Consider the following 15,430-nt stretch of genomic DNA (forward strand, 5'->3'; position numbering starts at 1 on the left):
CTCTCGAATTATTCAGGAGATATTCACGACGGATGTCCCGTGCGGAGGAGTGGGTATTTCGTTATTCTTCCTTCGTCACCCTGCTGAAAACAACGCAACAGGAATCATCTGCGGAAAAAAAAGACGAGAAAACAAGGATTCAGGGTGCTTCTCTCGTCTAATCAAATCAAGTGATTAATGAAGAGATAGTATTATAATGCGTCATCAAAATAGCGTAACTTTAGTTAATAAAGGGGTTCATTAATTTATTTAAGAAACTATCACGGTTTTAATTTCCCGATAAAAAATCGTTTAAATTCAATAATAATTGACATTTATAGAACATAAAATTAACGAAATTAACGACAAGGAAATGATAAAAAAACCTTATACCTAATAGTGGTAATATAATTCGTTCCCAGACAGTCAGTTATCTATTCCTTATTTATTTACTCAGGTACTCCCCTCTTCATAAATAAAAAAATAAATGGCCATTTTCCGGCGAAAAAATATTATTTTTTATCCAGCTGATAACATTTAGAGCGCCAGGAACAACACGGCTAATAGCTGCGGTGACATAATTCGCAGAAACATCGCCAGCGGATAAACCGTCGCATAAGACAACGCCGCTGCACCGCTGGTCGGGTGTAGTCCATTGGCAAACGCCAACGCAGGCGGATCGGTCATAGAGCCCGCCAGCATGCCGCACAGCGTCAGATAGTTCATCTTACCCAGCGCTCGCGCCAGTATGCCGACCAGCAGCAGCGGCGCAATGGTAATCAGCGCACCGTAGCCAATCCACCACACGCCGTCGCCGTTCAATAACGTATCAATGAAATCGCCGCCGGATTTCAGCCCCACCACCGACAGGAACAGCACAATGCCGAGCTCGCGCAGCGCCAGGTTCGCGCTAGGCGGCATAAACCAGTGAAGCTTACCGATACCGCCAATGCGCCCCAACACCAGCGCCACCACCAGCGGCCCGCCCGCCAGACCAAGCCGCAGCGCGACGGGAAAGCCGGGAATCATCAGCGGCACAGAGCCCAGTAATACGCCTAGCCCAATGCCGATAAAGACGGGCAGCATCTGTACCTGCTGGAGTTTTTGCTGCGCATTCCCCACGATATCTGCCACAGCATCGATCGCCGCTTTTCGCCCCACCAGATTCAAAATATCGCCAAATTGCAGGCTGGCCTGATTGCTGGCAACCAGCTCGACGCCCGCACGGTTCAGGCGTGAAATCACAACATCGTAGTTTTGCTTCAGATTGAGTTCGCGAATCTTGCGTCCCAGCACCTTCTCATTCGTCACCACCACGCGTTCAACGTGCAGATCCGTACCGCGCGTCGAGAGCGATGCCGCCACTTCATTACCGATGACCAGCCGCGCCTGCTCCAGATCGTTTTTCGCACCAACCAGATGCAGATAGTCACCCAGTTGAATGAGCGTCTGCGGCGACGGCACCATTAGCTCATCGCCGCGTTTTAACCGGGAGCAGACAATGGTGTCACGGTTCAGAATCGGCACATCCTGAATCGCCAACCCTTGCAGATTGGTATTCGTCACCGACACATTCATAGTGTGCAGTTGTTCATGATGCTGGCCGTTGCTGACTTCAAACTGCTTCGCCTCGTTCTCCACCGCCACGCGGAACAGCACGCGCATCAGCCACATCACCAGTAAAATGCCGCAGATCCCCAGCGGATACGCCATCGCGTAGCCCGTCCCCATCTGGTTAACCAATGCCGTGCTCGAACCGAGATCGGTCAGAATCTGCTGACCCGCGCCCAGCGACGGGGTATTGGTCACCGCACCGGAAAAAATACCGAGGATAATGGGCAACGGAATATTAAGCAGCTTATGTAGCAGGACGGTCACCACACAGCCGAGGAACACCGTTAGCAGGGCGAACGCATTGAGGCGCAGGCCAGATACGCGCAAAGAGGAAAAGAAACCCGGCCCGACCTGAATGCCAATGGTATAGACAAACAGAATCAGTCCGAACTCCTGAATGACGTGCAACATGTCATCATTCAGTTGAATCTGGTACTGATGGGCAACATGCCCGACGATGATCCCACCGAACAGGACCCCGCCAATCCCTAAACCGACGCCATAAATCCGCCAATTGCCGATCCATAACCCCAGAACCGCAACCAGCGCCAGCATACTCACGGTAAGTGCGATATCACTCATACCCGTATCCTTTGCGGACGTTTTTATTGGGAAATGTCACTGCCGTTCCACTCTATTACGAGTCTATTTTGATTCTGGCAGAATGCCGGGGAAGGAAACGTGGCGGGCAACACAAAACCGCGCCCGTAATGAGACGGGCGCGGGAAATCATCAGGTTAATAACGCGGATGTCGCGTTATTACGCATCTTCAGCAGGCTGCTGGTTCAATGCCGGGCGTCCACCGCCGATGGCGATGCGCTGCGGCTGCAAGGCTTCCGGCACGTCACGCACCAGATCGATATGCAGCAGGCCATTTTCAAAGTGTGCATCAGACACATGCAGATGCTCGGCCAACGTAAAGCTCAGCGTGAAAGGCTTAAACACCAGCCCCTGATGCAGATATTCCACGGCTTTCTCGGTCGGTGCCGGAGAACCTTTCACGGTCAGGCGTGGGCCTTCTACTTCGATATCCAGATCGCTCTGTCGGAACCCCGCCAGCGCCAGCGTGATACGGTAGTGGTTATCGTCTTTCTTCTCGATGTTATACGGAGGAAAATCAATCGGTTCCTGGCTGCCTTGCATTGAGCTGGCTAATTTGTCGAAACCGATCCACTGACGCAGTAAAGGTGATAAGTCGTAGTTACGCATGATATGACTCCTTCTAAGAAGCGAGATTAAGTGCCCATACGGGCATACCTTATGCCAGCCACGATGCCATAGCTGACGTCGTCCCCATTCGGCAGACGATATGCTTATTTATGGCGCTGCCCTTTCAGGCAATGCGCGATTCGTGCAAATAACGTAATGTTGATTTACTTGATTTCAATCCGGCGCGGCTTCATCGCTTCCGGCACGATGCGCTCGAGATCGATGTACAGCAGCCCGTTTTCCAGATTGGCGCCTTTCACCTGAATATGTTCGGCCAGTTGGAATTTACGCTCGAAGTTACGCTCGGCAATACCCTGATACAGGTAGTTGCGGGCAACCTGCTCACCGGCGTGGGCGCCTTTTACAATCAATAAGTTGTCGTGCGCCGTGATGTCCAGTTCCTGCTCGGCGAAGCCAGCTACGGCAATCGCGATACGGTATTGGTTCTCGTCAACCAGCTCGACGTTGTAGGGAGGATAGCCGCCGTTACTCTGGGTCTGACCGGTTTCTAACAGATTGAACAGGCGATCAAAACCAATAGCGGAACGGTACAGTGGGGAAAAATCGGGGTTACGCATAAAACAGCCTCCTAAACATGCAGCGAGGATTTATTCTTACCTTCCCTAGGGACAGGCTCACAGCCGGAACGGATACCCTGACGGCGTATCGTTTTCTTCCGGCTTATTATCAATATGGTGACCCCCCTCAGACTTTCAAGAGGCAAAAAGGAAAAATCACTGTGTTTCATGCAATATTCACTCACACTGCGGGTGTTATCACATACACTCAAAATAGGCAGGTTTTGGCCTAGTGCCGAACGTTTAAGCATCAAGATACACGGGACGATCGCAGGGGTGAAACCTCCCTGCGGGAACCTCCGTTTCCCCTAACAACGGACTTAAGTGACCGGTATTAGACTCTTGACCCGCTCTGGCAGCAGGCTATTAATGGACAGGTAATATGACCTTACTGAAAAGTGCATTGTTCTCTTTCATCATTACCGGTAGCGGCGCGGTGGCAACCAGCGGTTGTTCCAGCGTCATGACGCATACCGGAAGCGATCAGGGATACTATTCCGGCACGCGCGCCAGCATGGATATGCTGCGTGACGACGACACGAGTTGGGCCATGATGCCGCTGGTGGTGATCGACCTGCCGTTCTCAGCGGTTGCCGATACGGTGCTGCTGCCCTACGACTACTATCGCTCAGGCAGCGATAAGAACAAACTGTCGACGCGCGAACGCATTTCGCACAGCGAAGAGCAAAACCAGACAGCCAGCTCACAGCTTGCCACTATGCCTAGTAACAATACTATGCCTAATAACAACACCATGCCTCATAACAGCACTATGTCGCATAACCAGCTGTAATGGCTCTGCATTCACCATGAACCCGTGCGCGCGGGTTATGCCGTCGCCACAACAAAAAGCTGATTAAAGCAGCCAATCTCCCGCATATACGCAATGTGTTTCCCATCAGGGGAAAAGACCACGGCATCCGCACTCGGTGCGCTGTCCGTCCGCGCCGTCAGCCGAACAAGTTCACCGCTTTTCGCCTCACACAGCATGATGCTGTTGTCACACACAAACGCCAGAGAACGCCCATTCGGATGCCAGTTAAAGGCAGACTGTACACCGTGCTCCGTGCGCGTTACCTGCCTTGGCTCACCGCCATTCGGGGAAAGCGTCCACAGCTGTACCACACCCGCCTCATCGCGCATCAGGAAAGCAATCTCACTGCCGTCGGGTGAGGCTCGCAGCCAGTGGCGCGGCTGATTCACCAAGCCAGGATAACGACGCGAGTGCGTAAAGGTTAAACGCCGTTGCTGCACGCCCGCTGGCGGCGCAGGCATTGAGGTTGCCGTTCCTGCCAGAGGCGCATCCCCCGCTTTGGCGTAATCCTCCAGCGCGTCCGGCAAATCGACGATAAAGATCTCCGGCACCGTTGTCCCGTCCGCCGCACGCGTATCGCCGATGAACGCCAACGCCCAGCGCTGGCGCGCACCGTCCTGTCGGATATAGCCCGCCGTTCCTACCCAACCTTCTTCATAGGCGCGATTGATCTCATCGCTGCCGGGCTGCGGCTGCGGCGTCGTTCTGCTGACTAGCACACAATAGTGGCTGCCGTCATATTCGCGCGGATGGCGCTTCTCAACGGCGACAGCCTGTAGCGGCACAGCTACGCCCACGTTGCGCAAGTTCAATGCCGGATCGTACCCATGCAGCACATGGTCGTTATAGGTAAAGCTCAGGCGGCTGGCATCCGGACTGAAGACGTGAACGTGCGTACCGCCGCGCAGCGCACCGGCCTGATAAGGCGGCGTAATAGAGAAAGCATCAAGCGTGATGGCCTTATCACGCTGGCAATCCGCCACTATCGTTCCACGGCGATGGTGAAAATCATACTGCCACTCGCCATCTGGATTTTCCGGCCCGTGGATAAAGACGTAGCGTAGCGGCTCCTGCGGGCTACAGGTCACTACGCCCACATGTGCGCCCGCTGTCGCCCGATAAATCACCTCGGTTTCCCGGCTTGTCAGGTGTACTCGCTCAATTGTCAGCCCAGTGAATGAAGATCCATAGGGTCTTATGTCATAAACCAGCCAATTCCCATCATATGACCAGCAATTAATATTGGTAAGTTGATTACCAGCAGCATTAAACGTTAGTTGAACCTCAACAGACAAGACATCACCCCACTTATTCAATATCAGTCAATTTTTTGTAAATAAATTTCAGTTTTATGTATAACTTATTGTTTTTAATTTAAAAAAAACAAACAACATCAATAAATATCATTCAAAAAAATAGAAAGACTACCTCAATAACATCCGTTTTTTAATTTATTAGCATCGGCGTAACATTCTTCATATCGAAAGGGCAGCCCCCTTTCACCTATCAAATCAGAAAAGGATAAGACATCATGAAAAACGTAAAAACCATCGCCGCTGCTGTTGTTCTCGCTACCATGACTTTCGGTGCTTCTGCTGCTGAATATGTTGCACCTTCACAGACACAGAACCTGGAAAAAGCGGGCGTCGTTACCGCGACCGCTCAAGACCTCAGCTCACTACAGGCTCAGCTCGCGGCGAAAGCAGAAAAAGCAGGCGCTAAAGCTTATACCATCACGTCTGCGACCGGTAACGATCAGCTGCGTGGCTCTGCGGTAATCTTTAACTAATCATTGTTTACCCTGAGTTTTTATCCCAGTTAGCTATCCTGTAAGCATCACGTATTACCCTCTTTCCGGCTTGCCTCCTCATCAGGGCAAGCCGGTTTTTTTATGACGGGCCGTCACAAGCGACGTGGATAAAAACTTACGGCGTTACGTCTTGAAAACCATTTTCGGCCGCTATCGCCGCGAACCATTTCCCACTTTTTTTCACCGTACGCTTCTGCGTTGCCAGATCAAGCTGCACAAAGCCATAGCGATTCTTGTAGGCATTCGACCACGACCAGTTATCGATAAACGTCCACATATGATAGCCGAGGCAGTTGCTGCCTTCCGCGATGCCTTTGTGTACATACTTCAGGTGCTCGCGGACAAAATCGATGCGGTAGTCGTCCTGAATCTGACCGCTGGCATCGAAACGCTGTTCGTTCTCCACCCCCATACCGTTTTCCGAAATAAAGCAGCGCGGATTGCCATAATTCACCCGCAGGTTGGTCAGAATGTCATAGATACCCGGTTCGTAAATTTCCCAACCGCGATAGGGATTCATTTTTCGTCCCGGCATCTCATAGCTGGAGAAAAACCACTCGGGCATAAACGGACTATCAGGATTGACCAGACTGTCGCGACACTGAATACGGCGCGGCTGGTAATAATTAATCCCCAGCAGATCGACAACCCCATCGGCCAGCAGCGCATGATCGTCTGGCTGGCAGCTCGGTAGTTGGCCGTATCGCTGGAGCAGATCGACCAGTTCCTGTGGGTACTCGCCCCTCAAAGCGGGATCGAGGAAGCTGCGATTAAACATCAGATCGGCAATGTTGGCTGCTTTAACATCAGCCGGATGCTGAGAGCGTGGATAGGAAGGCGTCAGGTTGAGGATAATGCCAATTTCCCCACCCTGAGACTGTTCACGATAGGCTTTCACCGCCAGCGAATGCGCCAGCATGGTGTGATAGGCCACCGTCGCGGCACGCTTGAAATCCACCACGTTCGGGTAGTGGAAATCATACAGATACCCGCCTTCCACCGGCACCACCGGCTCATTGAACGTAAACCAGTGTTTTACCCTATCGCCAAACAGGCGGAAGCAGGTCGCCGCATAGCCCGCATAGGCCACCACCACCGCCCGATTTTCCCAGCCGCCCAGCCGCTGCATCACCATCGGCATATCAAAATGGAACAGATTGATAAACGGCGTGATGCCCTGCGCCAGCATTTCGTCAATGACCTGATTATAAAACGCTACCGCCTGCGGATTCGGTTCACCGACGCCATCGGGAATCAGCCGCGCCCACGAAATCGACGTGCGGAACGTGTTGTGATTCAACGTCTTCAGCAGCGCAATGTCTTCACGCCAGTGCTGATAAAACGTGGAGGTATCCGCCGGCCCAACCTGCTGGTGAAAGCGGCCGGGCTGTGTGGCAAACCATTCGTCCCACACGGTGGCGCTTTTACCATAATTAAGGCTTTCGCCTTCCGTTTGCGGGGCCGAACTGGCGCTGCCCCACCAAAAATTCGCAGGAAAGCGAAAATCCTTCTGAAGATGATCGTGCATACGTTCCTCTCTGCTTCACTCGTATTTATGCGCTGGCGCTGGCTTCGCCTGCGGCCTGCTGTTGTTTCTCCTGCTCCTGTTTAAGCAGCGTGCGCTCATAGACTTTCAGGAACGGGTAATACATCGCGGCCGACATCACCATGCAGAGCAGGCACATGATCACCGGGCTAAACGCCCAGTTCGCCGCCCATGAGGCCCCAATCGGTGCCGGCGTTGTCCACGGCGTCAGGGAGACCACCTGTGCAATCCAGCCGAGCTTCGTCGCCGTATACGCAATGACGGCATTAACCATCGGCACGAAAATAAACGGCAGGAACAGCAGCGGGTTCATGATGATCGGCGCACCAAACAGAATCGGTTCATTGATGTTGAAAAAACTCGGCACCACGCCCATGCGGCCAATCGTTCGCAGATGGACGGCACGGCTACGCAGCAGCAAAAATGCCAGCGGCAGCGTGGAACCGACCCCGCCGATCAGCAGGTAGTGATCCCAGAAGCCCTGCAAATAAATATGCGGCAACGGCGCACCGGCCGAGAGCGCGGCCTGGTTCAGCGCCAGGTTGGTCATCCAGAACGGGTTCATAATCCCGGTGACGATCAGCGCGCCGTGAATCCCGGCAAACCACAGAATCTGGCAGATGAAAACCGAAATCAGAATCGCAGGCAGCGAATCCGACGCCGAAATCAGCGGTGCCAGCAGGTGCATAATCGCTTCGGGGATAATCATGCCGGTCGCGGACTGGATGAACAGGTTAAACGGATGCAGCGTCGCGACGATGACCAGCACGGGGATGAGGATCTCAAACGAACGCGCCACGCCGGTCGGCACCTCTTTCGGCAGACGAATCGTGATATTGCGTTTCTTCAGCCAGGCATACACCTCACCCGCATAAATTGACGTCAGGATCGCGGTAAAAATCCCCTCCCCGGAGAAGTATTGGGTGGAAATTTGCTTGTCGTGATAAGGCGCGGCCACCAGCAAGAATGCCATCAGTGCCAGCAGACCAGTCATGATAGGGTCCAGTTTGTAGTGCTTGCCCAGGCTGGCCCCTATCCCCACCGAGATAAAAAAGGTCATAACCCCCATACTCAGGTAGTACGGCAGCATCAGCTGTTCACGGTAGGCAACGGAGAAATCGAGCCACGCGCGGGCGAACCCCAGCGTGGTATCCGGTGCGAACGGCGGGAAGATGAACACCAGCATAAACGAACCGATGATCATAAAAGGCAGCGCGGCGATAAAACCATCACGAATCGCGATGATGTGACGCTGTTGTCCCACCACACCCGCCAACGGGGTAATTTTTTGCTCGATGATATTAACCATCGACTGATAGAGGCCACTCATAGCGGTTGTCCTGATTTTTCGATCAGTGAAAAGGCGAAATCCAGCACGTTGTCACCGCGCTGCATACCGTAATCCATCATATCTATCGCTGCTACGGGCACGCCTTTTCCCTCGGCTTTCTCCTGAAAGGACGCCAGCATATATTTCACCTGTGGCCCCAGCAGCACAACGTCATACTTCCCGACCTGCTCATCAAATTCATGGGCGGCGTAGGCGGCAATCTCAACGTCCAGACCACGTGTGCTGGCCGCCTCCTTCATCTTTCTCACTAAAAGGCTGGTAGACATCCCAGCGGAACAACAAAGCATGATCCTTTTCATTTTCAATACCCCGTCGTCATACGTTATGAATAAAAAGCGTTACGAATAAAAAAGCGTCATCAATAAAAGCATCGTGAATAAACACGTCCATTGGAAACACCTCCATGGAAACACAATGGAAACCGTTTTCCATGAAAAAAACCAATATATGAGAATAGGTTCACGAAATGATAGGCATTGCTGGAAACAATGTGAGGCAGGTCATGGAAAACGTATTTCAGACGTGAAGGACAGGTAAAACCCACTCTTGCTGTGCTTATTACGCTAAGTGTGCTGATTTCAGGCATTTTCTACTTTTGGCTATAAAAACGACAAATTGAGATTTAAAAAGCCCGCTCTCCCCCTGCTATGTTTATCACCTGATGTTGCATTTTCTCGCTGTATTTTAATTTTTCGTTATAAGGGAGAGGTTATAGGCATGTCATTGATGATGAAAAAATCGGACACGGAAGGGCGTGGAGAAAGCGCGCCATTATGGAAAAACGTGGCGACGCGGCTACGCCACATTCCCGCCATTCTGGCTGCCAGCGCCCTGCTTTTCATGTCCGCCTCTTATGCGCAGGACAGCGTGCCGACGCAGTTACGCGTCGGCTATCAGAAAGGCTCGATTAGTCTGGTACTGGCAAAATCACACCAGTTGCTGGAAAAGCAGTTCCCCAACACCAAAATCAGCTGGGTTGAGTTCCCCGCCGGCCCGCAGATGCTGGAAGCGCTCAACGTTGGCAGCATCGATCTGGGCGGCACTGGCGATATCCCGCCGATTTTTGCGCAGGCTGCTGGCGCAGACCTGCTGTATGTCGGCGTGGAACCGCCGAAGCCTCAGGCCGAAGTGATTCTGGTACGAGAAGACAGCCCGGTGAAAACCGTCGCTGATTTAAAAGGTCGCAAAGTCGCCTTCCAGAAAGGCTCCAGCGCGCACAATACGCTGCTGCGGGCGCTGCAACGTGACGGATTGAAATTCACCGATATCAAACCGACCTACCTGACTCCCGCTGATGCGCGCGCGGCCTTCCAGCAAGGCAACGTCGATGCATGGGCAATCTGGGATCCCTACTATTCCGCCGCGCTGCTGGAAGGCGGCGTTCGCGTGCTGGTCGATAGCAGCGGGCTGGAGAAAACCGGTTCCTTCTATCTGGCTGGTCGTCCTTATGCCGAGGCGCACGGCACCTTTATTCGCCAGGTACTGGACGAGCTGACAAAAGCCGATGCCTTAACGATCAGCGAGCGGGCGCAAAGCGTCACGCTGTTGGCAAACGCGGTAGGGCTGCCGGAAAAAGTGATTGAAACGGCGCTCGACCATCGCCCGCCGACCACCATAGAACCGCTGGATGCCGCCACGATCAAGGCACAGCAATCCACGGCCGACCTGTTTTATGAAAACCGTCTGGTACCGGTGAAGGTCAATATCGCAGAGCGCGTCTGGCGTCCCAAGGCGAACTAATCCGCCTATCGCACACCCTTTTGTTTACCTCAAACAAGACTGTTCAAGGAGTTCACACCATGAGTCTTAACGTATTCTGGTTTCTGCCCACCCACGGAGACGGTCGCTATCTTGGTAGCACCGAGGGCGCACGTCATGTTGACTACAGCTATCTGCAACAGGTGGCGCAAGCCGCCGAGCGGCAAGGGTTTGGCGGCGTGCTGCTGCCGACGGGCCGCTCCTGCGAAGATTCCTGGCTGGTTGCGGCATCGCTCATTCCGGTAACACAGCGGCTAAAATTTCTCGTTGCCCTGCGCCCCGGCGTGATTTCCCCCACCATCGCCGCACGTCAGGCCGCGACGCTGGACAGGCTGTCCAACGGTCGAGCGCTATTCAATCTGGTGACTGGCGGTGACCCGGAAGAGCTGGCCGCCGAAGGGCTGTTCCTCAGTCATGAAGAACGCTACGAAGCCTCGGCGGAATTCACCCATATCTGGCGCAGGCTGCTGGAAGGCGAAACCGTCGATTTCGCAGGCAAACATATTCAGGTCAAAGACGCCAAACTGCTTTATCCGCCCGTGCAGCAACCGCGCCCGCCGCTCTACTTTGGCGGATCTTCCGAGGCCGCGCAGAATCTGGCGGCAGAGCAGGTCGATCTCTACCTGACATGGGGTGAACCGCCTGAACAGGTTAAAGAAAAGCTGGCGGAGGTCCGTGCCAAAGCGGCGGCACAGGGACGTGAGGTTCGCTTCGGTATTCGCCTGCACGTCATCGTGCGGGAAACCACCGAGGAAGCCTGGCAGGCCGCCGATCGGCTGATTTCTCATCTGGATGAAAAAACCATCGCCGACGCACAAGCGGCGCTGGCGCGTTTCGATTCCGTCGGCCAGCAGCGCATGGCCGCCCTACACGGTGGCAAAAAGGACAAGCTGGAGATTAGCCCCAATCTGTGGGCCGGCATCGGTCTGGTACGCGGCGGCGCAGGCACAGCGCTCGTTGGCGATGGCCCGACGGTGGCCGAACGCATTCAGGAATACGCGGATCTCGGGATTGATACCTTTATCCTGTCCGGCTATCCGCATCTGGAAGAGGCATATCGCGTGGGTGAACTGCTGTTCCCGCACCTCGATCTGGCGCAACAGCCCACGCCGCTGCATGCGGTGAACAACGCGGGAGAAGTGGTGGCAAACCGCTATGTGCCGCGCAAAGTCTCGCAGAGCTGAGGAACCGATCATGGCAAGAACGCTCTCCTCACTGGCACAGCGGTTGGCACCTTTCCTGCTCCCCGTGACGCTGCTGGTCGCGTGGCAGGTTTCCGTCGAGTTCGGCTGGCTATCCAACCGGATTTTGCCCGCGCCCAGTTCGGTGATCACCGCAGGCTGGTCGCTCATCTCTAGCGGCGAGCTGTGGCAGCATCTGGCGATCAGCGGCTGGCGCGCTCTGATTGGGTTTGCTATCGGCGGCAGCATCGGATTAGTGCTTGGCTTTATCACCGGGCTGTCGCGCTGGGGCGAGCGTCTGCTGGACAGCTCGGTGCAGATGATCCGCAACGTTCCTCATCTGGCACTGATTCCTCTGGTGATTCTGTGGTTTGGGATTGATGAGGCGGCCAAGATCTTTCTGGTGGCGCTGGGCACGCTGTTCCCGGTTTATCTCAACACCTATCACGGCATTAAAAACATCGATCGCGGCCTGCTGGAAATGGCGCGCAGTTACGGACTGTCCGGCCTGAGCCTATTCTCTCAGGTGGTGTTGCCCGGCGCACTGCCGTCCATCATGGTCGGCATCCGCTTTGCGCTGGGCTTTATGTGGCTGACGCTCATTGTCGCGGAAACTATTTCTGCCAACTCCGGCATCGGCTACCTCGCCATGAACGCCCGCGAGTTTTTGCAAACGGACGTGGTGGTGGTCGCCATCATTCTTTACGCGCTGCTCGGCAAGCTGGCCGATATCAGCGCTCAGGGGCTGGAGCGCATTTGGCTGCGCTGGAATCCGGCTTATCAAACCTCATCGGGGGACGCATCATGACCGCTTTTACCGATTCTGCAACGCACGCGCATTCACCGTCGCCGCTCACCAAAGGAACGCCGCTGGCGCTGGATGCCATCACCAAACACTACGGCCACCGCACCGTGCTGAATGACGTACAGCTGCGCATTCCGTCCGGGCAGTTTGTTGCCATTGTCGGCCGCAGCGGCTGCGGAAAAAGTACCCTGCTGCGTCTGCTCGCCGGGTTGGAAGCCGCCAGCAGCGGCGAACTGCTGACTGGCACCGCACCGCTCAGCAGCGCAAAAGACGACACGCGACTGATGTTTCAGGAAGCGCGCCTGCTGCCGTGGAAAAAGGTGATCGATAATGTCGGGCTGGGGCTGCGCGGTAACTGGCGTGAGAAAGCGCAGGAGGCGCTGGCCTCCGTCGGGCTGGCGGATCGCGCTAACGACTGGCCGGCAGCGCTGTCTGGCGGTCAGAAACAGCGCGTCGCGCTGGCACGCGCGCTCATTCACCATCCGCGTCTGCTGCTGTTGGATGAACCGCTGGGCGCGCTGGATGCTTTAACCCGCATCGAGATGCAAAGTCTGATCGAAAATCTGTGGCGCCAGCACGGGTTCACCGTCTTGCTGGTGACGCACGATGTCTCCGAAGCCATTGCGCTGGCCGACCGGGTTATTCTGATTGAAGAAGGGCGCGTGGGGCTGGATATTACGGTCGATTTACCCCGGCCGCGGCGTCGCGGATCGGCAAAGCTGGCGGAGCTGGAAGCCCGCGTACTGGAACGCGTGCTGGCCCCAACCTCGTCTCCTCTGCCCCAGCAGGCGGCAATATAACCTTCATTCTGGCGATCGAGACTGTGCATCTTATCGCCAGATTTACCATCAAAAATATTGACAGATATTCTCAAAACACTCCATTTTTCCTTCCACCTGCATCGGCGTAATATCCTCTTCATCGAAAGGAAATGACCTTTCACTCCAAACAACATTGAACAGGATACATCACATGAAAAACGTAAAATTCTTCGCCGCTGCTGTCGTACTTTCTACCCTGTCTTTCGGTGCTTTCGCTGCCGATCAGGTCTCTTCACAACAGGCACAAGGCTTGGAAAAAGTGGGTGTCGTTAGCGCTACCGCCCGTAGCCTGGATTCACTGCAAGCACAGCTGGCTCAGAAAGCAGAAAAAGCCGGTGCCAGCGCCTTCACTATCACGTCTGCAACAGGTGACAACCAACTGCGCGGCGTCGCCGTTATCTACAAATAATGGCTGCTGATAAACAATCAAAAAATTAAACGGACTTTCCTCACTCAAGAGGAAAGTCCGTTTTTTTATGGTTTTTCCAGAACCTACCGCACGCGAGTAATGAGCGTTAGCCTACACGCTTCACTTCACCCACCAGTAAGATGTAAGACAGTGCACCGACCAGCGCTACGCCAGCAATATAGGTTAGCGCCGGAGCAAAACCGTAATCCTGCGCCAGATAGCCAATAATCAATGGCACCGTGATACCGCCCAGACCGCCGACAAAGTTGAACACGCCACCCGTCAGGCCAATCAGGCGAATCGGCGCCAGCGACGACACCAGCGACCAAGTGATAGAAGCAAAGCCATTGCCAAAGAACGCCAGCGCCATCAACGTCATAATCCATACTGGATCGTTGGTGTAGTTCGCCCCCATGATGCAGGTTGAAATCAACAGGCCACAGATAATCGGCGTTTTACGCGCCAGACCAATCGATTTTCCGCTACGCACCAGACGATCCGCCACAAACCCGGACAGCAGCACGCCAACGAACGCCGCCAGGAAAGGTACTGTCGTCATAAAGCCTGCCGTCAGTGCGCTAATCTGTTTTTCCTGCGTCAGGTAATTTGGGAACCACGTCAGGAAGAACCACAGCGTAGAGGTCACAGCAAACTGCCCGATATACACGCCCACCAGTTTGCGGTTAAACACCAGCTTCCAGTCGGCCGCCGTCAACGGCGTACGCGCTTTTTTCTCACTCGGCGCATCGCCATCAACAATACCGCCGCCTTCAGCAATGTAATCCAGCTCGGCCTGATTGATCCCTTTACTTTTCTTCGGTGGCTGATAAACAAAGTGCCAGATAATTGCCCAGACAATACCGACGCCGCCAGTGACGATGAACACCCAGTGCCAGCTCAGGATTTCCTGCAGCCAGATGAGCAATGGCGTAAGGAATGCCAGACCAACAAACTGCCCTGACGTATAGAATCCAACGGCAGAAGCACGTTCTTGCTCAGGGAACCAACTGGTCACCATGCGGTTATTCGTCGGAAATGCAGGCGCTTCAAACAGCCCGGTCACCGCACGTAAACCAATCAGCGATGCCAGACCCGTGGCGAAACCTTGCAGCAACGTGGCAATCGACCATCCCATGATAGCGATAAAATAGGTGACCTTCGAACCGACGCGGTCAAGGAACCAGCCGCCGGGTATTTGGCATAACGTATAGGTCCAGGCAAAGGCGGAAAAGATATAGCCCATTTGTGTTTTTGTAATGCCGAACTCTTCCTGAATATGTGCCGATGCCACAGCCAGGTTGGCCCGATCCACATAGCAGATGACGACCGTAATAAAAATCATCAGCAAGGTGAAATAACGCCGCTTTGTAGGACGGGTAGTTAATGTCATATCCATCTTATGTTCCTGTTATTTATTAAACGGACGTTAATACTTATTGCCCGCTATTTTTTGAACGTTCAACAACACCAGCAGTTGGTATGCTTTATTTTTTCTAATGAAATAAATAACCGCGCACGCTCACTATATTTCCCTATTTATAATGGCGTTTTATA

At 53.9% G+C, this 15,430-nt stretch carries 15 protein-coding genes; 7 read left to right on the plus strand and 8 right to left on the minus strand.

Annotated features, from left to right (window positions below; all coding sequences use genetic code 11):
• Positions 1-516: 516 nt before the first annotated feature.
• The 3 genes from WCT94_RS14870 to ibpA all read right to left on the minus strand — a co-directional run bounded on the left by WCT94_RS14870 (position 517) and on the right by ibpA (position 3,381).
• Complete coding sequence (locus tag WCT94_RS14870) at positions 517-2,175, minus strand: putative transporter (RefSeq protein WP_336870177.1); 1,659 nt, start codon at positions 2,173-2,175, stop codon at positions 517-519.
• A 178-nt stretch (positions 2,176-2,353) separates the two neighbouring features.
• Complete coding sequence (gene ibpB / locus WCT94_RS14875; RefSeq protein ID WP_012772780.1) at positions 2,354-2,803, minus strand: small heat shock chaperone IbpB; 450 nt, start codon at positions 2,801-2,803, stop codon at positions 2,354-2,356.
• A gap of 164 nt (positions 2,804-2,967) precedes the next feature.
• Entirely contained in the window at positions 2,968-3,381 is a 414-nt protein-coding gene (gene ibpA, locus WCT94_RS14880; RefSeq protein WP_005976748.1) for a small heat shock chaperone IbpA, read from the minus strand.
• A 382-nt stretch (positions 3,382-3,763) separates the two neighbouring features.
• Here ibpA and WCT94_RS14885 point away from each other — a divergent pair, with 382 nt between their 5' ends.
• On the plus strand, positions 3,764-4,174 hold the full coding sequence (locus WCT94_RS14885) for a YceK/YidQ family lipoprotein (RefSeq protein WP_052903998.1): 411 nt from the start codon (positions 3,764-3,766) through the stop codon (positions 4,172-4,174).
• 35 nt (positions 4,175-4,209) lie between these two features.
• Here WCT94_RS14885 and WCT94_RS14890 read toward each other — a convergent pair whose 3' ends face one another.
• Positions 4,210-5,490, minus strand: a complete 1,281-nt coding sequence (locus WCT94_RS14890; protein WP_336870178.1) for a DUF3748 domain-containing protein — start codon at positions 5,488-5,490, stop codon at positions 4,210-4,212.
• A gap of 236 nt (positions 5,491-5,726) precedes the next feature.
• Here WCT94_RS14890 and bhsA (WCT94_RS14895) point away from each other — a divergent pair, with 236 nt between their 5' ends.
• Positions 5,727-5,984, plus strand: coding sequence for a multiple stress resistance protein BhsA (gene bhsA / locus WCT94_RS14895; RefSeq protein WP_039281473.1), 258 nt, complete (start codon positions 5,727-5,729; stop codon positions 5,982-5,984).
• A 136-nt stretch (positions 5,985-6,120) separates the two neighbouring features.
• Here the strand turns inward: bhsA (WCT94_RS14895) and WCT94_RS14900 are convergent, their stop codons facing one another.
• From WCT94_RS14900 to WCT94_RS14910, 3 genes are read right to left on the minus strand one after another with little or no spacing between them, the layout of a single operon-like run.
• Complete coding sequence (locus WCT94_RS14900) at positions 6,121-7,533, minus strand: glycoside hydrolase family 1 protein (RefSeq protein ID WP_336870179.1); 1,413 nt, start codon at positions 7,531-7,533, stop codon at positions 6,121-6,123.
• Between the two features lie 25 nt (positions 7,534-7,558).
• Positions 7,559-8,881, minus strand: a complete 1,323-nt coding sequence (locus tag WCT94_RS14905; protein WP_012772775.1) for a PTS cellobiose transporter subunit IIC — start codon at positions 8,879-8,881, stop codon at positions 7,559-7,561.
• The gene (locus tag WCT94_RS14910; protein ID WP_225086392.1) at positions 8,878-9,201 is read right to left on the minus strand and encodes a PTS sugar transporter subunit IIB; all 324 of its coding nucleotides are present in this window, start codon (positions 9,199-9,201) and stop codon (positions 8,878-8,880) included. Before WCT94_RS14910 ends, WCT94_RS14905 begins: the two co-directional genes overlap by 4 nt.
• A gap of 418 nt (positions 9,202-9,619) precedes the next feature.
• Between WCT94_RS14910 and WCT94_RS14915 the strand changes: the two genes are divergently transcribed.
• The 5 genes from WCT94_RS14915 to bhsA (WCT94_RS14935) all read left to right on the plus strand — a co-directional run bounded on the left by WCT94_RS14915 (position 9,620) and on the right by bhsA (WCT94_RS14935) (position 13,876).
• Positions 9,620-10,642 carry a sulfonate ABC transporter substrate-binding protein gene (locus tag WCT94_RS14915; protein WP_336870181.1) on the plus strand — a complete coding sequence of 341 codons (1,023 nt, stop codon included), beginning with the start codon at positions 9,620-9,622 and terminating at the stop codon, positions 10,640-10,642.
• A 59-nt stretch (positions 10,643-10,701) separates the two neighbouring features.
• Complete coding sequence (gene ssuD, locus WCT94_RS14920) at positions 10,702-11,844, plus strand: FMNH2-dependent alkanesulfonate monooxygenase (protein ID WP_181845727.1); 1,143 nt, start codon at positions 10,702-10,704, stop codon at positions 11,842-11,844.
• Positions 11,845-11,854: 10 nt separating this feature from the next.
• The gene (gene ssuC, locus WCT94_RS14925; RefSeq protein ID WP_336870182.1) at positions 11,855-12,649 is read left to right on the plus strand and encodes an aliphatic sulfonate ABC transporter permease SsuC; all 795 of its coding nucleotides are present in this window, start codon (positions 11,855-11,857) and stop codon (positions 12,647-12,649) included.
• Positions 12,646-13,446 (plus strand): aliphatic sulfonates ABC transporter ATP-binding protein, encoded by an 801-nt coding sequence (ssuB, locus tag WCT94_RS14930; protein ID WP_225086388.1) that lies wholly within the window; start codon positions 12,646-12,648, stop codon positions 13,444-13,446. Before ssuC ends, ssuB begins: the two co-directional genes overlap by 4 nt.
• 172 nt (positions 13,447-13,618) lie before the next feature.
• Positions 13,619-13,876, plus strand: coding sequence for a multiple stress resistance protein BhsA (gene bhsA, locus WCT94_RS14935; RefSeq protein WP_225086387.1), 258 nt, complete (start codon positions 13,619-13,621; stop codon positions 13,874-13,876).
• Between the two features lie 106 nt (positions 13,877-13,982).
• Here bhsA (WCT94_RS14935) and WCT94_RS14940 read toward each other — a convergent pair whose 3' ends face one another.
• Positions 13,983-15,272, minus strand: coding sequence for an MFS transporter (locus tag WCT94_RS14940; RefSeq protein WP_319849715.1), 1,290 nt, complete (start codon positions 15,270-15,272; stop codon positions 13,983-13,985).
• Positions 15,273-15,430: the final 158 nt, after the last annotated feature.

Origin of the sequence: Pectobacterium sp. 1950-15 (assembly GCF_037136835.1) — a bacterium.
Taxonomy (GTDB): domain Bacteria; phylum Pseudomonadota; class Gammaproteobacteria; order Enterobacterales; family Enterobacteriaceae; genus Pectobacterium.